The following is a 25002-nucleotide window of genomic DNA, read 5'->3' on the forward strand; positions in this document are numbered from 1 at the left end:
AAGCATGGAAAACCACTACGAATTTGAGGAGGAGTATAGAGACACGATTGCCACTGTAGACGAAAGTGGTAAGCGTGTCTGGATTTACCCTAAAAAACCCAAAGGCACCTATCACAATTACCGGATACTGGTAACGGTGATCCTTTTGTCTTTACTTTTTAGTGGTCCTTTTATAACCATAGGAGGTCAACCTCTGCTCCTACTCAATGTATTCGAACGAAAATTCATCGTGTTTGGACAAGCATTTTGGCCGCAGGACTTTTTTCTGCTGGCCATACTGCTTGTTACCTTCTTTGTTTTCATCATCCTGTTTACGGTTGCCTTTGGACGGATCTGGTGCGGATGGGCTTGCCCTCAAACACTATTTATGGAGATGGTATTCCGAAAGATCGAATATTGGATCGAAGGAGATGCAAACAAACAGCGAAAGCTGAACCAGGCCCCATGGAATCTAGAAAAGATCATCAAAAAAGGAAGCAAGCAATTGATTTTTCTATTGATCTCTATTCTTATTTCTCATACAGTCATGGCCTACCTGATAGGGATCGATCAAGTGATCGAAACCGTAAGCCAGCCTCCTTCTCATAATATTGAGGGATTTGCAGGATTGGTAGTATTCACTGGAATATTTTATGGCGTTTTTGCCTACTTCCGTGAACAAGCATGTGTGGCGGTATGCCCCTACGGACGTCTTCAATCCGTACTGCTGGTCAAAGATTCTATAGCAGTAATGTACGATTGGGTGAGAGGCGAGCCCAGAGAGAAAATCAAGAAAGGAGAAACCAATGAGGACGCAGGCGACTGTATTGACTGCAAACTTTGTGTGCATGCCTGCCCGACCGGAATTGACATCCGACAGGGTACGCAACTCGAATGCGTCAATTGCACAGCTTGTATGGATGCCTGCGACGATGTAATGAATAAAGTGGGGCGTGAAGAAGGGCTGATAAGATACAGCTCACACACGGCAATTGAGACTGGAAAGTCTAAACTGTTTACACCTAGAGTGGCGGGTTATTCCGTAATCTTGGTAGCGCTGATGGGCTTTTTGTCTTTCATGTTGATCTCTCGTTCAGATGTGGATGTCACTGCTCTGAAAGTACCCGGTACACTGTACGAAAAGCTAGATAACGACATCATTAGCAACCTATACAACATTCAGTTCGTCAACAAGACATTTGATCCGATGACGCTGCATGTCAAAATACTGGATTATGAAAATGCCACGATCGAACAGGTAGGTGGAGACAGGATCGAACTGCAGTCTAACGAAAAGTATTCAGGCACCTTTTTTATTAAAATACCGAAGGAGGACTTGCCTGGCACCAAAACCAAAATTGAACTAGGAATATTTGCCGGAGAAAAACTGGTTTCAAATTTCAAAGTCAACTTCCTGGGACCGGTAAAACTGAAAAAGTAAAAGTAGTAGTAAGAAAATGACTTTTCAATATCAAATTTTGAATTTCAAATCTCACATCAGCTCATGAACTGGGGACATAAAATAACAATCGTATTCATCCTGTTTGCCCTATTCGTGGCTACATTGGTAACAATCTGTGTCAGGCAAGATTTTTTCCTTGTGGCACCAGACTACTACGAAGAAGAGCTGGCCTATCAGGACCAGATTGACAAAATGAACAATTTTCAGCAACTGGAGATCAAGCCAGAGCTGAATAAGATCGACGGAAAAGTGATTCTGAGCTTCCCGGACAATGTAGCGCTGGTAGAAGGGGAAATCCATTTTTTCAGGCCTTCTCATGGAGATTTTGACCAAAAGTTCTCGATAGAGCTAGACAGCAACGGACAACAAACATTCTCTCAAGATCAGTTTTTGAGTGGATTATGGAAAGCAAAACTGAGCTGGAAGGATAGCAACAAAAGCTATTTCAACGAAAGCACGATCATTCTCTGATGTATTGGAGCGCACTCATATTGGGTTTTTTGGGTAGCATGCACTGTGTAGTCATGTGTGGACCAATCGCGCTCACACTGAAGAGTCAAAACAACCTGAACAGGTTCGTAATATCCAGACTCCTTTACAACCTAGGTAGATTATCTACCTATGCACTTTTGGGCCTGGTTTTCGGCTTGCTGGGACAAGGTCTGATCCTGGCCAATTATCAGCAACTGCTATCCATTGGCTTAGGGATATTGATGATTCTATTTTCCATTCTTTTGTTCCAAAGAATCAACACTGCCTTTCTGAATCGTCAACTCAGTACAATTAGCAATAGTTTCAGATCACTATTTTCGTCTGTCATCAAAAAACCTGGATTATTCAGCACCTATTTGGTAGGATTAGCGAATGGCTTTCTCCCATGCGGGCTAGTCTATGCCTCGCTGGTAGGCGCCCTGGCTATTGGAGAAATTGGCAAGGCCTCTCTCTACATGATCATTTTTGGATTAGGTACTATTCCTGCCATGTTGGTAGTCTCTTTGACAGGCCAATTCCTGGGAAAACGTCTAAACACAAATGTTCATCGCTTCTCCTCTGTATTCGTATTTCTTTTGGGATCTATTTTGATAATCAGAGGTCTAGAATTAAGCATACCCTATCTAAGTCCAGTCATTGGGTTCTTGTATCCATTAGATGCGGGAATTACAGTTTGTGAATAATTAAACCTCTGTTAATTAAGCAGCAACAATATTCTTGTATTGAGTCCAGAGGTAATACCTCTTTCATTCGGGTGATCCAATTGAATGAGGCGGTAATTAAAACTCACACATGCGTATGAAGTTGGCCACCAATTGAGTCCTGCGGAGTATACATTCATTAATCCTGCTCTGATGGTATTGGCATTGAGGTTATAATTCGAGTATCTAACCGCCAGCTCCCAGGCTCCTCGTCCACCCTGATTCACTCCTATGGCAATAGGTATAGGACTTAATGTACCATTTCGAAAACGATACTTTCGATGTTCGCCACTAATCACCCAGGTTGCCATCATTTGAAACGAACTCAGGTTCTGCCAGCTCTCACCCACTGCTTTGATCTGGTTGAGCGTGTATTCAGAGTAAAACCAATAAGGGCCACTCAAATAGCCTAATTCAAAGCTGCTGAGATTCATTTGATCCGTATCAATAAACCCTGTTTGCATGAAATTAATGGATTTATTGAATTCAGGAGTAATCTGGTACTGGGTCCCTACCTGGCCGTCAGAGTATCGATTGGAAACTCCAATGTGTAGTAAATTGGTACCCGTCTCAGAAGCCCAGGGTACAGCGGTCAACCTTCCCACGTATATGGTTTCATTTTCAGTAAAACTGCCTTTTCTCTCTACCCATGGATTAAAAACCCCACCAGCCCATGAAACACGTGACTTCAACAAATTACCGCTTGCTTGAATCCCAATATTTCTACCAGGCTGAAAAGCATCAGAAACGCGCTCCTGCATAGAATTGAAAAGTGAGGAAGGTACCCTTTCGAACGAAATAGGCTCTTTCTGCTTCCCAATACTTAATGTCACATTTTTAATAGGTATATCCAGCCGATAATCGTAAACCGTTAAGTTATTCAAGTCATTTTCCTCAAACCCTTTTTCGAAAGCATTGGTGGCCATAAAAAAGGTATAACTCCACGGCCTTTTCATTACTTTGACACTACCAATCACCCCAAAACGCAAACCTCTGATTTCTCCTCCTGCATTCGACTTCAGATTCCCCACCTGTCTTTCATTGGCTTCATTTTGAGACAGCCAATACAGCCGATCCATAGCCAAAGCACCAAAAATCAAACCTTTGAAATTTTCCTTGTTCCAATGATTCCATTTGCTACCCATGCTGTAGTTGATAGGAAGAGCAAAAGGCGGTGGCGTATAAGCAAACCACTTGACCCTACTGTATGGATCTTTTTGCGTGCTTTCAAGATGAGTAGACTCCTCCAATCGATTGACATGGATCTCACCATTATTCATTGCAAACACCGTATAAGGCTCAATATTCAACCAAATATCAAAATTCTTCCTTGGGTCTTCGTTAAGAATAATGAACCTGGGTGCGGCATTAATCACAAGATTACCTAAGAGGTAGCCTCCATTAGCATCCCAAACCTCAATATCCTCAGATTTGGACAACTCCTCAGTGGATATCAACTCAAGAACATCATCTATGATCAACAAATTGACATAATATTGCGATGTATCCGAACTGTTGGTAATTACATTGGCATTTCTAATAATTAGCGAATGGCCCGTCACATTCTGGGCATTTGCAACCAGATTAATAAAAATAAATGCACAAATCGTGAATAGCCTTAAAGCCTGAATACTCAAGCCAGGACAACATTTTGGAGTTAAGGTTTTCATATCTCAAGTTGGTAAGGAATGAAGTTCTGTTCCTTTTTCTAATATTAGGGAATAATCCTCATGTCAACAATAACTCCAAAAACTAAAAAAGATTAATCTGTGATTCAATTCATTTTTAGACAGTTATGCTCTGACTTTGTTTATGTCTGAGGCCTCATTTACCGTCTAAAGTTTGAACATGGCCTCAATTTGTTCTTCATCCACAGCATTTGCATTCTTGAGTTCAAAATCATTGGTAACGGGATTGTATATATAATCTTCAATCAATTCAATTTTATGTTGATCGATGTAAGCCACTCCATCCAATACTTTTTCAAGCTCTTCATCGCTCATGGATGGATGCAACGACAACCGAACAAAACCAGGTTTGTGCGTCAAATTCTTCTGGTCTATTTCCTTTGTCAGCTGATCTGACTTCTCAGAATCCAGTCCAAACAGGTAGTGCACATAAGTACTGGCACACGCCCAGCCCCCGCGTACCTGTATACCAAATCTATCATTAAGCATACGTACTACGGCATTGTAATGGATCCCTTTTAGATTAAATGAAACCACTCCTATTCGATCCGATTTCAGTTCGCCTACAATCTCTACTCCAGAAATGGCTTGTAAACCATTAATTGCCTTTTCAAGGAGTTGCTTTTCTCTTTTTTCAATATTAGCTACACCCATTTGCTCCTTCAACCGTATGGCCAGGGATGCCCTTATGGTTTGAAGGAAAGAAGGAGTACCACCATCCTCTTTGGTTTCCGGATTTTGATTGATCCCATATCCACCTTCTGGTTTGGTCCAGGTGACGTTGCCACCACCCGGAATCGTTGACCGACCATCATATAAGTCTTCATTCAACACTAAAACTCCACAAGACCCAGGGCCCCCTAAAAATTTGTGTGGAGAGAAATAGATCGCATCCAAATCTGCACCTTCTTCAGGATGCATATCGATTGCCACATATGGCGCTGTAGCTGCATAATCAACCATACACTTTCCTCCATATTTATGGATTAGTTTGGCCAGGTCGTTAACAGGATTGATGATACCTGTGACGTTGGAGCCAGAGGTAAAGGCACCAATCAGGGTTTTTCTATTTTGGTATTTAGCCAGTTGCTGCTCCCATTGATCTAAATCTATCAAATAGTCTTTGTTCGGCTTGACTAGTACTACTTCTGCACCGGCATCTATCCATGCTACCTGATGCGAGTGATGTTCCATATGAGAAATCAATACTACGGGTTGCTCGGCCTTCTCATCTAATTTCAGGATTTGAATCAGTCGATTCAAAGCACCTGTCATGCCACTTCCGGTAGTTATAAGCAAATCGGATGCTGAGGCATTGACATGGGTCTTGATAATCTCGCGCGCCTTGTTGTAGGCAGCAGTCATTGTACTGCCCGTTTTATTAGAATAGGAATGTGTATTGGCCAGCCAGGGTCCCACCTGTTCCCGCATAATCTTTTCTATTGGGTCATAAAGACGCCCTCCTGCCACCCAATCGGCATATATCATTTGATGCTTTCCAAAACGCGTATCGAATGATTGGTCCCATCCAACGGTCCTCTCCCTAATTTCGTCGAAATTCATTTGCATTAATGTTGTTGTGTCGCAAATTTGGCAAAGCAGGCTGAAAGAACCACTAAAAGGTTCATTTTCTTGCTATGAATCCCACCTGATATTTTTTTATTAAAACATGAGTCAAATCATTAATATATGATGCCCCTTCGGTATTTTTGTCGATTGAGCAGCAGTGATAATCGGGAGATTCTAGATTAAATGAAACACAACTTACCTTGCCTTATTCTTGGGTTACTTCTAGCCCTTTGCCTCTCATTCCCTTCCATAGCAGATAATCAAGGCCCTATTCAAAAAATAGACAGCCTTCAGAGCCTAATGGATGAAGCTCAGGGTAAGGATTTGGTTGATATTTACAACGAGATAAGTTGGAATTACCGAAACATCCGTATTGATTCATCACTGATTTACGCTCAACGTGCCTATCATTTGGCCCAATCTATGGACTATGAATTAGGCATTAGTAAAAGCCTCAATTTCATTGGAGTTGCCAAACGAAACCACAGTAATTTCTTAGGTGCTCTAGAGAACTTCTTCGAAGCACTCAAACATGCAGAGCAAAGCCGCAATTTGGTACAGCTCAGTTATACTTTAATCAATATTGGCAACATCTATGTCTTCCAAACCAACTTTGATGGGGCCATAGACTACTTCGAAAGAGCCCTGATCAATGCTAACAAACTAGAAGACCTGGACTTGAAAGCCTATTGTCATATCAATCTGGGAAGATCCTATACTGGTCTGAAAAAATATGAAGAGGGTGAAATCCATATAGAAAAAGCCATAGCTCTAAGAGAAGAACAAAACAACCTTGAAGGAGTGGTCATTAGTAAAGTGGACCTGGCCAATCTATATGTACTCAGCGATCAAATGGACAAGGCCATAGAAACACTGGATGCCACTATGGCTGATGTGCGAAAATTAGGCCATAGCACTACGCTGGCTTATATGTACATGATTTATTCCAGGGCTTATCTTAAGAAAAATCAAATTGCCAAGTCACTGGAGTTTAACGAACTCAGTTTCGAAATCTGCAGCGCGAATAACATCAAAAAAGTAGAAAGTGACTTACTGCTGCTAAAATCAAATATTTATGAGCAAGCCAATGATCTTTCAAAGGCGCTTCATTACTTGCACCTTCATACAGAAAAAAAGGACTCTATATTCAGTGAAGAAAACACCAGGAAAATAGAGTCTCTGCACGCCAGCTATACCGCTGAAAAGAAAGAAGCCGAAACGCGATACCTCAAACAACAGACTGAATTGAATCAAATCATTATTCAGCGTCAGAAAGTCATCATTTGGTTGACCATTATCGGACTGGTGTTATTTATTGGTATTGCGATCGTTTCCATCAAGGCTGCCTCTGATCGCAAAAAAATGACCAATCAGATTGAGAAACAGAAAGAAGATGCCTTCAAGCACAATAACAGTCTGATAGACCTCAATCATGAAAAGAACAATCTAATCCGCATTCTATCTCACGATCTACGTGCGCCTATCAATAACATCAAAGGTTTGACACAAGTGCATCAGAGTGCGCATCAGTTTGACGAAGCAGATAATCAGATGCTTGACCATATCGTCAATGAATCTGACCGATTGCTCAATATGATTACAAAAATTCTGAATGTTGAAGCACTCGAGGATGAAACTAGGCACTACAAATCCGATCGTATCAACTTGAACTATGTAACGGAACAAGTGATATCTAACTACCAATCTTCAGCGAAAGCCAAGGAAATTAGCATACATTCCAAATTAGTAAAGGATGGAGTATTTATACTTGGAGACCAAATCCATATCTATCAAATCTTAGAGAACCTGATCTCAAACGCGATTAAGTTCTCTCAAAAGAATACTGTAATCAATATCGAACTCGTCAATTTGGTAGCAGAGAACAGAGTCCAAATCAGAATAAAAGATCAGGGACCTGGTCTTACAGAAGAGGATAAAAGGAAAATCTTTACCAAGTTTCAAACCCTCAGTGCCAAACCTACAGGTAATGAAGAGAGCACTGGTTTAGGACTATCCATAGTCAAGCAATACACCGAACAGATGGACGGTAAAATATGGGTAGAAAGCACCTATGGAGAAGGTTCAACTTTCATTGTAGAGTTTCTAAAAACCCGATAACTCCCCTATCCTTTCCTGGCCAAATACCTTTTAGATATCTCATCCCCTATGGCCAATGAAGAAGTGGCTGCTGGAGAGGGTGCATTGCATACATTGATGAAATGATCATCCTCCAGAATCTGAAAATCATCTAGTAAACCACCATTTCGGTCACAAGCCTGAGCCCTCACTCCTGCTCCACCGGTTTCAAGATCTGACTCCTTAATCTCCGGTATAAGCTTCTGCAGGGCAGTTGTAAAAGCAGATTTAGAAAAAGAGCGATACATCTCCCCAAATCCTGTTTTCCAATATTTGGCTGCCACCTTTTGAAATCCTGGCCATGCCAAAGTCTCTAATAGTTCAGCCAAATTGATGTCTGATTTTTTATACCCCTCTCTCTGAAAGGCCAATACAGCATTAGGACCAGCTTCGACCCCACCATTGATCATTCGCGTAAAGTGCACACCTAAAAAGGGGAAATTAGGGTCAGGCACTGGGTAGATCAAATTCTTAACCAGATGCTGGCTTTCTTCCTTGAGTTGATAATATTCACCCCTAAATGGCACAATCTTCAAATCAGGCTTCAAAGGTGTCATCTTAGCAACTTTGTCAGAATACAAACCGGCACAATTCACTACCATCTTAGACTGAAAATCTCCTTTGTTAGTCACTACGGTTTGCTCACTCTCCGAGCTATGGATTTTAACCACCTTATGCTCATAGAAGATTTCCGCTCCAGCGGACAAAAGCTTTTCCTCCAGTTTTTTACAGACTGCTGTATAGTCTATAATCCCCGTTTGCGGCACATGAATTCCTTTGACTCCATTCACATGAGGCTCATACTCCTTTAATTCATCGGCATTCAACCATTTCATCCCTTCTAGCCCATTAGCAACCCCACGTTCGTGTAGAGTAGTCAAATAGGGCACCTCAGCTTCATCTGTGGCTACTACGATCTTTCCGCATAGGTCATAGTTGATTCCTTCCTGATTACAAAAATCTAACAAAAGATGATAGCCATTTATACAATTTACAGCCTTCAAACTACCGGGTTTGTAATACAATCCAGAATGAATAACGCCACTATTGTTACCCGTCTGGTGTTTGGCCGGACCGGATTCTTTTTCAATAATGGTGATCGAAGTATTAGGCGATTTTTGGTGGATTTGCCAGGCACTCGCCAGACCTACTATCCCACCCCCGATGACGATGACATCTTTCATTTGCAAATGATCAAAGTGATAATGAATTGTGGCTCGAAATTGATCAATGTATGAACTAAATCAAAGCAGAAATAAGGCAATCTATCTGCCTATTAATATAAATGGTGCCCAATAATAAGGATCCGAATATTTTTCTGACCTAATCATTTCCAATTTCGCCTTTCTCAGATCGTCTCTATAACCCTCCTTATCAGAGTGATAGAGGTGGTTTTTATAAAATGATATCATCAACTCAGAGGTAGATTGATCATTCACCTGCCAAAGTGATACCAACAGGTTTTGAGCTCCCGAATACTTCAGAGCACGGCTTAAACCTATCACTCCTTCCCCCTGGGATATTTTACCCAAACCTGTTTCGCAGGCCGATAGTGAAACTAAATTGGAATTGATCTTGGTGCTATATATTTCGCTGCAATAAAGTCTCCCATCTCCAGACTGATCTGCATTTAGATAAATACTAGATTGACCCGGGTGATCTTCATCTACCATGCCATGAGTCGCTAAATGCAAGTATCTATATCCTTCTTCCAGCTTATGAACCACATTGCTTTCGCTGGCTTGCTCATGTAAACTCACATCAACAGTCAAACCATTCCCACTGAGCAAATATCTTATTTCATTCACTTCCTTTTCGGTAGAGGGTAAATCACTCATTCCTGAATTGGCGTCAAACTCTACTGGAGCGACCAAAAGTGCAGACATATCTCCATGCAATTGCTCTAGAGGTTTCTGTAAATACAAGGTAGCCGAATAATCATAGTTAATGGCAATACGCTCAATCAGATAACTACCTTCTTCATCTATCAAACTCTCAAAAGTCACGGTTGAAAGCAATCCATCTGGTAAAATGGTCAGAGAGCTTTTACCCTTTTCCATTTTGGGAATCAATAGTTGATACAGTTGTTTTGAAATGGATCGGTTCTCCTCTTCCATCCGATATTTGATCGTATTCCTCATTCCTATGACCTGACTATTGAACTTTTCAGGTTTGTCCACATCGAACAATTGATACTTGTCTGATGTGATGGAAAAGACGAATATCTTCTTTTCGCCTACGAAGTATGACAACAACCACTCTTCATCAGTCAGTGAGGCCTGAACATCCCAGACACTGGCCAATTTCGTGTCATATTTCAATTGATAATAGGAAGGGTATTTTTCTTCTAGTCCAGACACGAAATCTCTCAAAGCTCTTTGATATTCGAAAACTTGCCCCTTGATCCTTTCTCTCTCCTCATCGCTGATATCCTGCATCAGCATCTGATCTAGCAAATCAATCTCTACCTTCAAACTGTCTTCAAGCGCCAACTCCGAATCAGGAATACCAGCAAAATGCTTGGCATTGGTATCGTTAATCGCTTGTAACAGAAGTGCCGCTTTGCTACGTTCAGCAAATTCAAAAGCAATCTTTAGGTACTCCTTTTTCTTAAAACTATGCTCACTTAGGTACTGAGCGATGTAAATCCCATTTTCATAAACCTCTGCCGCTATACCCGCCAGTCGCAATTTGTCCGCCTCGTTGATCCTCGTTTGGCGAATGATAGAAATGAGCTCATCACAAAGCAAATATGAGGTAAGCGCACCGTCAATATCTCGTTTTTTCAACGACTTCTCAAAATGTAGTGCCTCCATTGCCTTGGCCTTGGATTGCAGAGAAGTCAATAATATATCGGCATTGTAAAAATTCTTAATCTCTGGATTAGAATACAAATCGGCAAAACTCTGGTCATAAAGATTGGAATATACAGACCGCTGATAGTTGATAGCCGCTCTTTCGTAATCCCCCTTTTGTTGATAAATCTGGCCAATCAGCAAAAAAGTATTCGCAACATCAGGATGTTTTTCACCATGGATATTCAGATACATCTTCAATGCCTCCTGTTGGTAGACGAGCGCCTGATTAAAATCGCCCTTCATTTTATAGATTCTGCCTCTGTTATTCAAGACAAATGCCTTGTTACCATGTGGTCCGTCATAGATATCTGCCCATATCGAATCCATTCGATCCAGATACTCCAACGCCTCCATGTAATTGGCCAATTCTGCATTAGCGTATGCAATGTTGACATAGCACAGGGCTATTTTCCTACGATTTTGTTCAGGATTATCTTGATACAAATCTACGGCTCGATTGAAATATATAATACTTTGAAGGGGTTCCTCATTCAGATACACCAAACCAATATTGTTGTTAGAGTCTCCAATCAGACTAGCCGGAATCTGATCTATTTTTCTTCGGATATCTAAGGCTCGCTCATGAAACTGCAAGGCCAAGTCTCGATTACCATTATTCCAATAGGCCACTCCTATTTCTTCCAAACATTCCGCTTTGTTCAATGTTTTTTCTTCCAGATAAGGTTCTGCCAACAATAAGTTTTCGAGTGCCAGATCATTTCTACCCACATGCAAATATCCACTTCCCACAACCATATGAGCTTGAGCAATGATGCTGGTAGTGTCCTCCAGATACTCCCTGATATGCTCCAAACTCTGTTCGGCCCTGAATACTCCTGCATCTATTTCACCTTTACCTATTTCACAAGCGGCCATCCGTAGATGACAATAGATGTAGTTCTCTTGATCGCCATTCCCATAAAAACTTTCGGCATTAGATTCAAATAGTTTGAATGCCTCATCAAATTGAGAATGAGTAAATAGTGAATCAGCTTCGGCCATGTTCTGGCCTTTCAATCCTAAAAAGGATCCTGCAAGCAGAACAAAAAAACTAATTTTCTTAAAATCTATATACATAACTCAGGCTGCTAACAAAATGTCTGGTAAGTCCATCAGGATTGACGTCTCTATCTACTAGTTTGCGTCCCAAAATCAATTTCAGGCCATTGTTCACATTGAATTGATATCCTGCTCCTATCAAAGCCGAGAGGGCCAGACCCGTTGTACCTTCTTCCTTGATTCTTTTCTCAACGCCAGGAGAAAAGTCATATCGTTCATCTTTTGTAATTCTATAAATAGGAAGAAGTCCCACGTTGAAATTGAAATTCGTGAATCTAAAATTTCTCTCCACTCTAAGCATGATATCAGTCCCTCTATGCAAATTATTAGCTAGATCATATTTATCGATGTATTCGTCTCTCACTGGATTGCCATCTCCGTCAAAATCTACCTCATTATCGGGATACCCATTCCATTGCCCCCATCTGAAATCGTTTTCATTTTCCGTCAGAGCGATTTGAATACCTGTGGCAAACAACCACTTTTCATTTACCCAGGCTAGCCCGGCTATAAAGTCATAGGAACCTAAGCTCGTTTGATAATACATCGGGTAATCCACCCCTTTGTTCCCAAACTCATTCGTTTGTTTAGTCAGGTTCGATTTATTTGTCGGGATCTTTGTACCCAGAGTAGCACTTAAACTACCTCTTTTGGTATCAATTAGACTTCTGGTTAGAGCCAGTGAAATATCTCCTGTCCCTCCTGTTTCACCTAAACTGCCCGAAACCATTTGATAAGGGAGTTTAGCCTGTACAAAAAGCTTATCGGTAATCGAAAATGTCATGTCCGCGGTTAGGACATAGATAATGGGTGTTAACGTTGTACTTCCTCTGTAGGCATTGATCTCTACTGCCCTCAATTTGAAGTCTACACGTTTACTGTAGTTTTGATCGGGCCTCATGGCTCCCATCGTGCAAAACCCTGCATCACTGCAGCCTTGCGATCTAGATGTATTGGATGCTAAGAACAAGCATCCCAAGAATACAAGTGATATTCCTCGTCTCAAATTAGCTTGATTAATAATTGATACTCAGTTATTCAATAGGCAAATTAAAAAGTTCTACGCGGAGTATACCCAATTATTGCCTAAAGTATCAAGCTAATTATTGTATAAACAAAAAAGCACCTCGCTTACGCAAGGTGCTTTACACAAATTCCATTCAAATCCTGACTAAAATTATTTTTCAGATACGGGTCTCATATATTTCACTTTGACCTTGCCCTGACGGCTGCTACCTATCTGTCGCACCCAATATTTATTTTTGCTTATATGGCCATAAACGACCGCTTCTACTTCCTGACCGCTTTTGAGCGTCACCATTACATGCTGACGAACCTGATATACCTCCTGCTTATTTTCTTGGGTCGCCTTCTCTTCTTTTTTGTTTTTTCCGCCCATTCCATATCCTAGGCTGGAAAAACTCACTGATAGCAGAATCAGTGAAATGGATAGAATATTCTTAAACATAGCTGTTGAAAATGATCTTATTGGTTGAATTATTTTCAATGTAAAAATAAGAAAAACGCAAACAACCTCATTATTATAGTGCAAATATTAATTAGAATAATACTATATTTAAGAGATTCTCTTAGGCTTAGTAAATTCTCCTAAAGCAAAAGAATTTGGTAGAGCTCTTGCGCTTATCGGAAGCACATGTTTAAATTGCAGCCATGGAGAATTTCGTAGTATCGGCAAGGAAGTACAGGCCTCTTGGCTTTGACGAAGTGGTGGGACAAGGCCACATTACGACGACTCTTAAAAATGCAATTGACAACAATCACCTCGCTCAGGCGTTGCTTTTTTGTGGGCCTAGAGGAGTAGGTAAAACCACTTGCGCCAGAATTTTGGCCAAAATGGTCAATAAATTCGACGACAAGGGTAGTGGCGAATCAGTCAATTCGCTAAACATCTATGAACTGGATGCCGCTTCTAACAACTCGGTAGAAGACATCCGAAATCTGATCGATCAGGTACGATACCCACCTCAGCAAGGATCTTTCAAAGTTTATATCATAGATGAGGTTCACATGCTTTCTAACCAGGCCTTCAATGCTTTTTTGAAGACTTTGGAAGAACCTCCATCCTACGCCATATTTATTTTGGCGACAACTGAGAAGCATAAAGTCATCCCAACCATCCTATCAAGGTGTCAAATCTTCGATTTTAACAGAATCGAAATAGATGATATCACCTACCAACTTAAAAAAATCGCCAGCAACGAAGGAATTGAGGCTGAAGAAGAAGCTTTGCATCTGATATCTCAAAAGGCAGACGGCGCATTGAGAGATGCTCTCTCTATTTTTGATCTTATCTGCACCTTCTCTTCCGGAAACAAAGTCACTTACCAGGATACCATCAACAACCTTCATATTCTGGACTATGACTATTTCTTTAAGATCACCAACCACCTCTACAATGAAGAGGTGTCTTCCTCTTTGCTGATCTATGACGAAATCCTACGCAATGGATTTGATGGGCACAATTTCGTAGTGGGGCTATCTGAACATTTCAGAAACCTGATGGTCTGTAAAGATCCCGAAACAGTAAAACTCCTGAATGTTTCGAAGAACATCGAGCAGAAATACATTGAGCAGGCAAAGGAAGTGAACCTGTCATTTTTGATGTCGGGACTAAACATCCTGAATCAGACGGATCTACAATACAAGAGCAGTAAGAATCAGCGACTCCATGTAGAGCTTGCACTGATGAAGCTAGGCTACTTGAAACAAGCCTTTACACTATCGGCCAGCCAGGATGCGCCGGTAAAAAAAAAATTAGCGACGACTTAGGCTCAGGCCAAGCTTCCTCTAAAGAGACTAGCCCTAAAGTTGGGTCAGTAGCTCCGGCTAAACCCGCTTCATTTACTACTGTCAAGGCCAAACCACAGACATCTGCCAAAGAGACTCCCAGCCTAAAGAACATCTTCAGTAAACCGAAGGCTGAAGAGGAAGAGAAAAAGCAAGAAGCTACCACCCCAGTAATTCAGGAACAGCAAGAGCCAGTCACAAAGGAAAAGGTAGCTGCCGCTCTTCAGGCCTTAATTAATAAAGAAGGGCTTGGCGTTTCGATCAAAAACATTCTCAAGAAACCCTTTGAGCTCAAGGGAGACACGATCGAATTCCCGATCTCCAACAAAGTCGAAACTTCCATGGTGCAAAGCAAGGAAGTTGAAATCATGGACTTTCTAAGAAAGGAATTGAAGAATTCTATGGTTCAGATTGGCTACAGCTTCTCCGAAAATCAAGAAGATAGAAGGCCCTACACCAGCACAGAGATTTTCGCCGTTATGGCTAAAAAGAACCCTCATTTGCTCAAATTGAGAGATGAATTAGGCTTGGATTCTGAATTTTGATCGCTTTTTTGCGGCATTAAATATTATCAAAACTCTGAAAAGACAGCACCAGCAATCTGCAAGTTTTGCGACCTACAACAATGGTTTTTCCTATCGTTTCACAATAGGATACCGATTTCCTCCACCTAATATTGTCATCCAGGCGATGGATTTAATCCCCTACACCCCTGACTCTAAATAGAGAATCAACACATAATAGCACCCAATCTGTCAAAACTATCCATTGTCAGAGGTTTTGACTCCACACAAGTGATCTCCTGATTGACCAATAGCTTCTCGACGTGGGTGTCATGTTCATGATAGGTGAGAATGACGATTTTCATTTCGTTCTTATGGGGATGTGACAAGGAGGCAAACTCATGCAGAAAGACCTGTCCTTCTACGATTGGGATCAACACATCAAACAATATGATTTGGGGCACAGGGTTATTCTCATGCCTGAGATAATCTATTGCATCCTTCCCACTGGTGACGACTTTCACCTCTCTTGCTAACTGCGACTCAATAATCGCCAGTTTGTGAGCATAATTGTCGGTGGCGTTGTTGTCTATCAACAGTGCCAGCTCACACTTGTATTTAACCATAAAATGCTGCTATTCCTTTACACGAATTCTCTCTCCTACTGAGAGTGCAAAGTTATCCTTTTGGTTGATTCTCAGCAACTCATCTATCGCAATATTATATTTTTTCGATATGCTGTACATCGTATCGCCTGGTTCCACCACGTGAAAGTCCACCGTTTTAGTTTTCATTTCAAAGGGTCTACCTTCTCCATGGACGATCAACGATTGCCCGATTTTCAATTCAGTAGCATTCATCTCGTTCCACTCCAGTATATCCTGCACGGATACTCCGTACTTCTTAGAGATTCCATAAAGCGTCTCCCCTTTCTTCACTGTATGAGTAAAATAACTTGAAGCCTGGTCAACTGGTCTTTCTTCCACTCTGGTTTCTACCGGCACAATAGGTTGAGGTACTTCCTTCTTTTCCTCTTCCATATCCATAAACTCCGGCAATTCCTCTTCTTCCTCGACCACTTCCACGACAGGCTCTACCTTTGTTTCCTCAGGAGTTGGCACTGTTTCTTCTTCTCGTTCTTCCTCTTGAGCTTTCTCTGCTTCTTTTTCTTCGCGTTCTAATTCCTTCTCCTCTTTGCGTACTTCCTTGATCAGCTCCTTCACAGGAATGGTCTCGTCTACTGGACCCATCGACACCTCCTGAATCTCGACATCCACGTCCTTGGGTCGGCGCTTTCTCAACCACATGACACGCCCGGGCTGTACATCATCAATGATCGACATCCTGTTGAGGCGAGCGAGGCGGTTTTCCTTTACCCCAAATTTTTGAGAGATATCCCAAAGATCCTCTCCTCGCTGTGCGGTATAGTAGTAAGTCCTGGCTCGCCAGCGCTTATTTTTGAGATAGTAAATTTCACCTTCTTTGATAGGCGAGTCCAGGGACAGATCATTGTAGCGGGCGAATCGCTGCGGGTGCAATTGGGCTTTAGCAGCCAATGACTGAACATCATCCCCCTTCTTAGCCAGAATGGTTGGCAGGCCGTTGATTCGAATGAATATGGTTTTATCTGTATTCAGTTCTTTGCTGAGTGAGGGAATGACCTTCTCCTCCTCGGTCTTGGTTACTTCATGATTGTCTTTCTCCTTTTGCGCGACTGTTTCAGAGGCTCCACCCCCAATTCGCTTGATCGGCTTCTGGCGTCCCTTAACTGGCACGATCACCGAATAGGTCTTTTCTTCGGGAATCTTGCTGGACTTCAGCCATTTGTTGTATTGCTTCAGATCGGTTTCGCTCACCTTGAGCTCGTCTGCTATCTTAGACAGAGATTTTCCTCCTCCTCGCTCGTAGATCATCAGACTCATGCCCTCGCTGTGCTTGGATTTGACAGCCTCCTCAAAGGCAATCTTATGCGCCAGACATCGCTTGACATACCAGTGGGTCTTGCGGTCGATGGTCATCCGAGTCGCCCCGAATTGCTTGTGATCCACATACTTTTCTGCTCCTCCTCTGCCTGTCATGTGCGCCAGCAAGGTATATATCCAATTGTCGAAGTAGAAGTTGTGTCGCTTGAAGTACTTGGAGGCGCCAATGGTCGAGGACACGATATTGAGTCGTTCATCGACGTGGCGATCAATCCTCAGGCCTACCTCCCGGCCCGTAAAGTCCTTGAACTGCCAGAAGCCCACCGCATTGGCAGATGATACGGCATCAGAGATCAACGCGCTCTCCTGAACGGATAGAAATTTGAAATCGTCGGGTACGTTTTGCTCTTTGAGTGTTTTTTCGATGATCGGAAAATAAAGCCTCGCACGATCCGCCTTCAGCTCGAAGTACTTGGTGCTTTTGGTCAGCATGTCAACATCGTCCTGGATTTCCTTGCGGGCTCCATCGGTGATTTTTAGCTTCATACCTGCAAACTCCATGGTGGCAGGGACTCTAGGTCGGTATGGGTCATCCGCCCAAAGCTGAGCTGAGGTCATCAGCAGAAATAACGCAATCAAATATCTCATAGTACCCTTGCAATCATTAAACCGTCCCTCAAAGGCATCAATACATTTTCCACTCGATCATCCTTTTGTACAAAATCATTGAAATCCAGCAGCGCTTTGGTAGCCAGGTCATTGTCTTTGACCTCTTCTACGACTTTGCCACTCCAGAGCACATTGTCGGCGATTATGATGCCGCCTTTGTTCATCTTTGGGATCAGTAGCTCGTAGTATTGCCTGTAGTTCACCTTGTCTGCATCGATGAAGACCAGATCAAAGCTTTCCTCTAGCTGAGGAATGATATCCAGCCCCTTGCCTATTCTGTAATCGATCTGATCGCCGTATTTGGATTCTGAAAAATAGCCTCTGACGCGATCTTCCAACTCTTCGTCGATATCCATGGTGATGAGGCGTCCCCCTTCGGCCAATCCTTCGGCCAGACACAAAGCAGAATACCCCGTGAAGGTTCCAATCTCCAGAATGCATTGGGGTTTGATCATGGCACTGAACATAGACAAGACACGTCCCTGCATCGGGCCAGAAAGCATCCTGGGCCTCATTACTTCCAGATGGGTCTCTCTTTCTATCCTATGCAGCAGTTCACCTTCGGGGCTGCAGTGGGCATCAGAATATCTCTGTATCTCAGTGTCTAAAAAATCCAAATCGATCAATCTTAAAATTGTGACAATTCTAGTTCAAATCGCTGCAATTAACAACTTAGCGTTCGGGATTCAACGTAAGGAAATAATAGGATAATCCTCTATCATTGCACCCAAAACAAAGCAGCCCATGATCAAACATGTAGCCATTGCCGGAAATATAGGAGCCGGCAAAACCACACTCTGCAAAATGCTCGCCAAACACTACAACTGGGACATCGAACTGGAAGAGGTCGACAACAACCCCTATCTGGCGGACTTTTACCAGGATATGTCGAGGTGGTCATTTCATCTCCAGATCTTTTTCCTGAACAGTCGCTTCAAGCAGGTCAGAGAAATCGAGGCTGCCCAAAAAACAATCATACAGGATCGCACGATCTATGAGGATGCCTACATCTTTGCCAAGAGCCTTTATGATCAGGGTAATTTCTCTCAGCGGGATTACGAAAACTACCTGGCGCTTTTTCACTCGATGGTCGACTATGTCAAGGCACCCGACCTGCTGATCTATCTCAAATCAGACATCGACCAGCTGGTCAAAAACATCGAGAAGAGAGGCCGTGACTATGAAAAAAGCATCCGCATCGACTACCTGCAAGAACTCAAATCGCACTACGAAGAGTGGATCTCCCAATACAAAGAAGGTAAGCTGCTGGTGATCGATGTTAACCATCTGGACTTTGTGAATGAACCTGAGGATTTTGCCACTATCGTGTCGAATATCGATCGCGAATTATTTGGTCTGTTTAGTTGATATCTGTGGGGTCTTGCCCTATGGAATCTGTTGTCTATCCCTTAACTTAGGCGTGTAAAACACAAGCGGAATGGCCCATCGGCTATTCCCATTTTGACAACATCAATTAACTACCCATGAAACAATCCATTTATGTGATGGCCCTGTTTTTTCTCCTTTGGGGATGTAAACAGGAGGAGTCCGTCAAAGAACCCGAAACCACAGACGACTTCAAATACTGGACCGAGCAGTTTGCCGATCTTAAGATCTACCGCTACAAGGTTCCCGGTTTTGATCAACTGAGTCTGGATCAGAAAAAACTGGTCTACTACCTATCGCAGGCGGGTCTGAGTGGTCGTGACATCATCTACGATCAGAACTATCGCCACAATATCCGCATCAGAAAAACACTCGACACCATCGTCAAAAACTACGAAGGGGATCGAAGCGAGCCTGAGTGGGACAGCTTTATCACTTATGTCAAAAGAGTTTGGTTCTCCAATGGCATCCACCATCACTATTCGATGGCCAAGATCCTTCCAGAGTTTTCTAAGGAATACTTCGATAGTCTGCTCAAGGCTACCGATCAGGAATTGAGTGAAGAGATACTGGACGCCATATTTGATCCGGCGGTGGACAACAAAAAGGTAAATCTAGACCCTGAAAAAGGCCTGTTGGCTGGCTCTGCCACCAACTTTTATGATCCTGACATCACCAAGGACGAAGCTGAGGCATTCTACACTGAAATGATGAAGGACAAGGGAGAAGAGCCCATTTCATACGGTCTGAACTCCAAGCTGGTAAAAAATGAATCCGGCGAGCTGGAAGAAAAAGTATGGAAAGCAGACGGCATGTATGGTGCTGCAATCCAGGAGATCATCTTCTGGCTGGAGAAAGCCACTACAGTAGCAGAAAACCCAGCTCAAAAGAAAGGGCTAGAACTGCTAATCGAATACTACAAGACGGGTGACCTTAAGGTCTGGGACGAATACAACATCGTATGGGCTGGAGCGACCGAGGGCGATATCGACTATATCAATAGCTTTATCGAGGTGTACAACGACCCACTGGGCTACCGTGGCTCCTTCGAGTCGATCGTGGAGATCAAGGATTTCGAAGCGTCTGAGCGCATGAAGGTGCTTTCGGAAAATGCGCAATGGTTTGAGGACAACTCCCCTATCATGGAGGAGCACAAAAAGAAAAATGTAGTAGGTGTGAGCTACAAGGTAGTGAATGTCGCCAGCGAATCGGGAGATGCTTCGCCATCCACTCCGATTGGGGTCAACCTGCCCAACTCCAACTGGATCAGAAGTAAGCATGGGTCTAAATCTGTGAGCCTGGGCAACATCATCGATGCATACAAGCAAGGCGGCAGCAGCGGATTGACGGAAGAGTTTGCCTACTCCGAAGCGGAGATCAAAAGAGCTAAAGAGCACGGCGTATTGGGAGACAAAATGCATACCGCCCTACACGAGGTGGTCGGGCATGCCTCCGGACAGCTGAATCCGGGTGTGGGTACACCTAAGGAGACCCTGAAAAACTACGCCTCTACCCTGGAAGAAGGCAGAGCCGATCTAGTGGGGCTATTCTTCCTGATGGATCCTAAACTGATCGAACTAGGACTGATCCCAAGCCTGGACGTAGGCAAACAGGAATATGATGCCTATATCCGCAACGGCATGCTGATGCAGCTGCGCAGATTACAACCGGGCGAAGACATAGAAGAAGCCCACATGCGAAACCGTGCCTGGGTGTCTAACTGGGCCTATGAACAAGGGCTGGAATACAATGTGATCGAGAAGGTAGTCAAAGACGGCAAGACCTATTTCGTGATCAACGACTACCCGAAACTAAGAGAGATATTTGGGAGACTGCTGAGAGAGACGCAGCGCATCAAATCTGAGGGCGACTATGAAGCAGCTAAGAATCTGGTCGAGAACTATGGCGTGAAGGTAGACCCTGTGATACACGCCGAAGTACTGGCCAGAACCGAAAAACTGAACATCGCGCCTTATGGTGGCTTCATCAACCCGGTGCTGTCGCCTGTAGAAGATGCCGATGGCAACATCACCGACATCAAGGTGGAGTATCCCGACGACTTTAGCGAGCAGATGCTGGACTATGCCGAGCGCTATTCTTTCTTGTAGAGAAGGGCTATTAGAACATCGCTAGCTTAGGTTAGAAAAGAAATAAAAATCCCCGGCTGAATGATCAGGCGGGGATTTTGTCTTTATGGATCATCGCGCTGCAAACGCTCTACCAGGCACATCCTAGTCTTGCTATCGCTAAACGAGGACGAGATTAATACTTCGCTAGCGACTGATTGATCAATACGTCATTGGTAGTTTAACACCTCGTCACTTCGACAGAGCAAAGGAAGATGACAATCTTACTCTGCGACGAGAAGTCCCAATCGGATACATCTGACGATAGGAAAAGGCAGGACTAAAGCAGTACTCACCTGCATGGGTTGCTAAGTATCGACTTCAATTAAATGCTCATACTTAGCTCAAGTTGATTAACATTTTGTAAAGATGAAGATTAGTATGGTATAAGCCTATCAATAGAATCAAGCCCAAGACATCAGATACAAACACCCCTAACTTTGGCGTTAAAGGATGATCCTCTAGATCAACCATCTCCCCTTCAAAATTGTTCTTAAAAACGACTATAAATATCGCAATAAACAAAAAGAGTAAGACCAATAATGCATTGAGAGTAGATGAATCAATTGTAGAGTAGATGAACTTCAGGAAAAGAAGAGTTAATACCGACAAAAATCCGAAGGTATATAAAAAACAAGCTCCCAACGCATGGTTTATTGCATGTGATGTATTCTTCTGCTTATAATGCTGCTTCACATTTGCATGAATTATTGAGAAAATTCTAAAGTAAAATTTATAGATCGATTTCATTGACTTAATTCTCTTAAATCCTCCGCTGTTCAGATTTTCAATCAGGAACAAACTACCGTAGAATTTTCCAACTGTCCAAAAAGTCGGGTTGCAAACCCTACGATAATGCTTCGGAATTACAAATCCCGAAGTGCGGGAGTAACACCTCGTCACTTCGACAGAGCAAAGGAAGATGACAATCTTACTCTGCGACGAGAAGTCCCAACCGGATACATCTGGGGATAGGAAATGGCATTCCGTGCTTTTAGATATAAGCATTACCCCCTTCCGCGGGACGGACAGGAATGTCATCTAAGGTTTCAGCCGCATATGAAAGTGCAACCGAGAGGAAGCTCTTTTATTTTTTCGGTAGATATAATTTCATTTCTCCGATTTCTAATTCGTCTAAATGTCCCATGCTACTTTCGTCTTTTGTTATCAAGTGCATATGTAAAAATGAGTCGTGATGCGTAAAAACTCCTTTATGTTCAGTCGAGAAAAATCCAATTATTTCAGCGTTTTCATTTGCGATATTGTAATTGATCTTTCCTTGATGTGCTTCATCAGGCGAAGATACTTTTGTTCCTTCAGGCAAATTCTGAATATGAATAATCGCACTTGAAACTTGTCCGATTAATTTAAAGGCAAAAGGTCTTTTGAGTTCACTCGTTTTGTCGTCAATGAATTTTTCTACATCCTGAATTGTCTTAATGTAAGAAGGCAAATCCATTTCATTCCATTCAGTTACGTTTCCATAAACAAAGAATGGTGCTGATGATTTAACGTTTTTTTCAACGGACATTGTTGAATCCGAATTCACTTTTGACACGTAGCTCTTTCCGTTATTGATCAACAATTCGCCTGTCAAGTAGCTTATAGGTCCAAGGCCATAAAGTCCATTTTTGTCTGAAATAGTGTCAAGGTCAATACTGCTTCCTAATTCACCTTTCCGCATCACGTTTTTCATTGCTCCTACAATTTTAATGTCAGGATAGGTTTCTGCTTCGTCCGTGTTTTTTTCTTTCGGCGTCCAATTGCAACCTATTAGCCCAACTGTCAAAAGGCCTAATCCTATTGGTTTAATGTTCATGTAGCTTTTTCGTTTTGCTCAAATTACCGCAATCAAACTAATATAAACAATGCACTTCATCTAACCTTATGTGCAGTTTATACTCAGGCCTCAATTTCTACTTGTCTAAATAGACGAACGCGTTGCAATCGCGCCCGATTGGATTGATCAATACGTCATTGGTAGTTTAACACCTCGTCACTTCGACAGAGCAGAGGAAGATGACAATCTTGCTCTGCGACGAGAAGTCTGATCTGGAACCAACCAAGGCCAATGAATGCTGCATTCTTCCTCGAGATTAGTTTCCATTTTCATTCTAGTCTGGAGACTTGCGCTCATCGACACTTTCAAGTCACGCTGCGCTAAGACTTAAAAGAGCGGGGATTTTAAAACCATTACTACTATAAAAAAGAAGATATTAAACGGGCAACTGCATATTTCAACCGTGAAAAAATCCCATTATCAAACCATTTTTCTTTATCGATCTCCTCACATTCCTTCAAGTCATCGAAGAAAACATTTTCCAATTGTTGTGCGAATTCTTTACCGTATATGATGGACATAATTTCAAAGTTTAGATCAAAACTTCTTATGTCCATATTGGCTGTTCCGATTACGCTTATCATTCCATCTGCCACCACTGTTTTGGCATGAATAAATCCCTTTTTATAAAGAAAAATACGCACGCCCGCCTGAAGCAATTCCTCAAAGTAAAACCTTGATGCTGCTCCTACCAGAGCAGAGTCTGAGTTATGGGGCAACATGAGCCTGACATCTACTCCACTAATGGCTGATTCCTTTAAGGCATCAAGAATACTTGCATTAGGAATGAAATAAGGATTGGTAATGTATAATTTTGTTCGTGCCAGGGAGAAAATCCTAAAGTAGGTAAGCATGATATTGGACATGGGGTAGATGGGCCCACCTGCTATTACCTGACCAAGCGCTTTTATACCCATATCGGGCATTTCAACAGACGTTGGAAAGAGTTCTTTTGTAGGAGCAATTTCATTTTTTCCACTTGAATTCCAACTCACAACAAAATGTCGTTGCAGGCTATGTACCAGGGGACCAGTAATCTTTACATGGGTATCTCTCCAAAACAATCCCGTATCGATGGAATTATCATAACGGTCGGAGATATTAATCCCTCCCAGAAATCCGTATTTTCCATCTACGATGATCACCTTGCGATGATCTCTGTGATTGATCCGATTAGCTAGTTTTCTTAGTTTTACCCTGATTTTAGGTTGAATTTGAACTCCGGCATTTTTTAATTCCTTAACAATATTATTCTTGATAGCACGACTTGCATAGTCGTCATAAAGGACCCTTACTGCCACGCCCTTTTTTACTTTCCTGAGTAACACCTCCTTGATTTGGTTTCCCCGGGTATCATTTTCCCAATCATAGTATTCCATATGAACAAAATGTTCAGCAATTTCCAGGGTATCCAGAACTTCAGAAAATTTTTGTTCTCCATTAATAAGTAGCTGAAAATGATTTTCACTAAGGAATTCTCCTCCCATTCGCTTGAGGAAGACTACCAGCTCATCATACTGGTTCAGGTGAGGGGTTTTGGATTTAAGAATAAAAGAGGTGTTATCCTGAACCAGCGCTGGAAAAATCCGGTCTAGCTCTTTTTGATCCTGCATTCCCTTAAATGTCGAACTCAGATGTCGATAGTTAATACCAAATGAAAAATACAATAGGATACCGACTGCCGGTAATGCAATAACAAGTAATAAATAGGCCAGTGTTTTAGGCGTAGAATGTGTGTCTAACAGTATTCTAATACAGGAATAGATAAGGATCAAGGAATAAATAACAGTGATAATCCACATAC

At 42.3% G+C, this 25002-nt stretch carries 19 protein-coding genes; 8 read left to right on the plus strand and 11 right to left on the minus strand.

All coding sequences use genetic code 11. The annotated features are described in order from the left end of the window. The first annotated feature begins 4 nt into the window (after positions 1 to 4). From ccoG to N7U62_RS06265, 3 genes are all read left to right on the plus strand, one after another. Positions 5 to 1420 (plus strand): cytochrome c oxidase accessory protein CcoG, encoded by a 1416-nt coding sequence (ccoG, locus tag N7U62_RS06255; RefSeq protein ID WP_264137043.1) that lies wholly within the window; start codon positions 5 to 7, stop codon positions 1418 to 1420. A gap of 63 nt (positions 1421 to 1483) precedes the next feature. Further along, positions 1484 to 1912, plus strand: coding sequence for a FixH family protein (locus N7U62_RS06260; protein WP_264137044.1), 429 nt, complete (start codon positions 1484 to 1486; stop codon positions 1910 to 1912). Continuing rightward, positions 1912 to 2616, plus strand: a complete 705-nt coding sequence (locus N7U62_RS06265) for a sulfite exporter TauE/SafE family protein (RefSeq protein WP_264137045.1) — start codon at positions 1912 to 1914, stop codon at positions 2614 to 2616. Before N7U62_RS06260 ends, N7U62_RS06265 begins: the two co-directional genes overlap by 1 nt. A gap of 11 nt (positions 2617 to 2627) precedes the next feature. On the opposite strand, the gene N7U62_RS06270 is transcribed toward N7U62_RS06265, so the two are convergent. Both N7U62_RS06270 and N7U62_RS06275 read right to left on the minus strand, forming a co-directional pair. After that, positions 2628 to 4304: an OprO/OprP family phosphate-selective porin gene (locus tag N7U62_RS06270; RefSeq protein ID WP_264137046.1), complete on the minus strand. Its 1677-nt coding sequence runs from the start codon at positions 4302 to 4304 to the stop codon at positions 2628 to 2630. A gap of 165 nt (positions 4305 to 4469) precedes the next feature. Further along, positions 4470 to 5885 (minus strand): aminotransferase class V-fold PLP-dependent enzyme, encoded by a 1416-nt coding sequence (locus tag N7U62_RS06275; RefSeq protein ID WP_264137047.1) that lies wholly within the window; start codon positions 5883 to 5885, stop codon positions 4470 to 4472. 189 nt (positions 5886 to 6074) lie between these two features. Here N7U62_RS06275 and N7U62_RS06280 point away from each other — a divergent pair, with 189 nt between their 5' ends. After that, positions 6075 to 8009, plus strand: a complete 1935-nt coding sequence (locus N7U62_RS06280; protein ID WP_264137048.1) for a tetratricopeptide repeat-containing sensor histidine kinase — start codon at positions 6075 to 6077, stop codon at positions 8007 to 8009. 5 nt (positions 8010 to 8014) lie between these two features. Here the strand turns inward: N7U62_RS06280 and lhgD are convergent, their stop codons facing one another. From lhgD to N7U62_RS06300, 4 genes are all read right to left on the minus strand, one after another. Further along, positions 8015 to 9211 (minus strand): L-2-hydroxyglutarate dehydrogenase, encoded by a 1197-nt coding sequence (gene lhgD / locus N7U62_RS06285; RefSeq protein ID WP_264137049.1) that lies wholly within the window; start codon positions 9209 to 9211, stop codon positions 8015 to 8017. 81 nt (positions 9212 to 9292) lie between these two features. Next, positions 9293 to 11887 carry a CHAT domain-containing protein gene (locus N7U62_RS06290; RefSeq protein WP_264137050.1) on the minus strand — a complete coding sequence of 865 codons (2595 nt, stop codon included), beginning with the start codon at positions 11885 to 11887 and terminating at the stop codon, positions 9293 to 9295. Between the two features lie 58 nt (positions 11888 to 11945). Continuing rightward, a complete protein-coding gene (locus N7U62_RS06295; RefSeq protein WP_264137051.1) occupies positions 11946 to 12950 on the minus strand; it encodes a hypothetical protein in 1005 nt (334 codons plus the stop codon). Between the two features lie 171 nt (positions 12951 to 13121). Next, complete coding sequence (locus N7U62_RS06300) at positions 13122 to 13412, minus strand: hypothetical protein (RefSeq protein WP_264137052.1); 291 nt, start codon at positions 13410 to 13412, stop codon at positions 13122 to 13124. 203 nt (positions 13413 to 13615) lie between these two features. Between N7U62_RS06300 and dnaX the strand changes: the two genes are divergently transcribed. Both dnaX and N7U62_RS06310 read left to right on the plus strand, forming a co-directional pair. After that, positions 13616 to 14734: a DNA polymerase III subunit gamma/tau gene (dnaX, locus tag N7U62_RS06305; protein WP_264137053.1), complete on the plus strand. Its 1119-nt coding sequence runs from the start codon at positions 13616 to 13618 to the stop codon at positions 14732 to 14734. A 287-nt stretch (positions 14735 to 15021) separates the two neighbouring features. Next, positions 15022 to 15297, plus strand: coding sequence for a DUF8493 domain-containing protein (locus tag N7U62_RS06310; protein ID WP_507173535.1), 276 nt, complete (start codon positions 15022 to 15024; stop codon positions 15295 to 15297). Between the two features lie 185 nt (positions 15298 to 15482). Here N7U62_RS06310 and N7U62_RS06315 read toward each other — a convergent pair whose 3' ends face one another. The 3 genes from N7U62_RS06315 to N7U62_RS06325 are packed head-to-tail and all read right to left on the minus strand — an operon-like array spanning position 15483 to position 18463. After that, positions 15483 to 15881, minus strand: a complete 399-nt coding sequence (locus tag N7U62_RS06315) for a response regulator (protein WP_264137055.1) — start codon at positions 15879 to 15881, stop codon at positions 15483 to 15485. A 9-nt stretch (positions 15882 to 15890) separates the two neighbouring features. Further along, on the minus strand, positions 15891 to 17825 hold the full coding sequence (locus N7U62_RS06320; protein ID WP_264137056.1) for a LysM peptidoglycan-binding domain-containing protein: 1935 nt from the start codon (positions 17823 to 17825) through the stop codon (positions 15891 to 15893). Continuing rightward, positions 17822 to 18463 carry an O-methyltransferase gene (locus N7U62_RS06325; RefSeq protein WP_264137057.1) on the minus strand — a complete coding sequence of 214 codons (642 nt, stop codon included), beginning with the start codon at positions 18461 to 18463 and terminating at the stop codon, positions 17822 to 17824. Before N7U62_RS06325 ends, N7U62_RS06320 begins: the two co-directional genes overlap by 4 nt. 127 nt (positions 18464 to 18590) lie before the next feature. Between N7U62_RS06325 and N7U62_RS06330 the strand changes: the two genes are divergently transcribed. Continuing rightward, a complete protein-coding gene (locus N7U62_RS06330; protein WP_264137058.1) occupies positions 18591 to 19214 on the plus strand; it encodes a deoxynucleoside kinase in 624 nt (207 codons plus the stop codon). A gap of 116 nt (positions 19215 to 19330) precedes the next feature. Then, positions 19331 to 21340 carry a dipeptidyl-peptidase 3 family protein gene (locus N7U62_RS06335; protein WP_264137059.1) on the plus strand — a complete coding sequence of 670 codons (2010 nt, stop codon included), beginning with the start codon at positions 19331 to 19333 and terminating at the stop codon, positions 21338 to 21340. Positions 21341 to 22445: 1105 nt separating this feature from the next. On the opposite strand, the gene N7U62_RS06340 is transcribed toward N7U62_RS06335, so the two are convergent. Both N7U62_RS06340 and cls read right to left on the minus strand, forming a co-directional pair. Beyond that, positions 22446 to 23177 carry an acetolactate decarboxylase gene (locus N7U62_RS06340; protein ID WP_264137060.1) on the minus strand — a complete coding sequence of 244 codons (732 nt, stop codon included), beginning with the start codon at positions 23175 to 23177 and terminating at the stop codon, positions 22446 to 22448. 380 nt (positions 23178 to 23557) lie between these two features. Then, positions 23558 to 25000 carry a cardiolipin synthase gene (gene cls / locus N7U62_RS06345; protein WP_264137061.1) on the minus strand — a complete coding sequence of 481 codons (1443 nt, stop codon included), beginning with the start codon at positions 24998 to 25000 and terminating at the stop codon, positions 23558 to 23560. Positions 25001 to 25002 lie beyond the last annotated feature (2 nt).

It is taken from the genome of Reichenbachiella ulvae, assembly GCF_025833875.1.
Taxonomy (GTDB): domain Bacteria; phylum Bacteroidota; class Bacteroidia; order Cytophagales; family Cyclobacteriaceae; genus Reichenbachiella; species Reichenbachiella ulvae.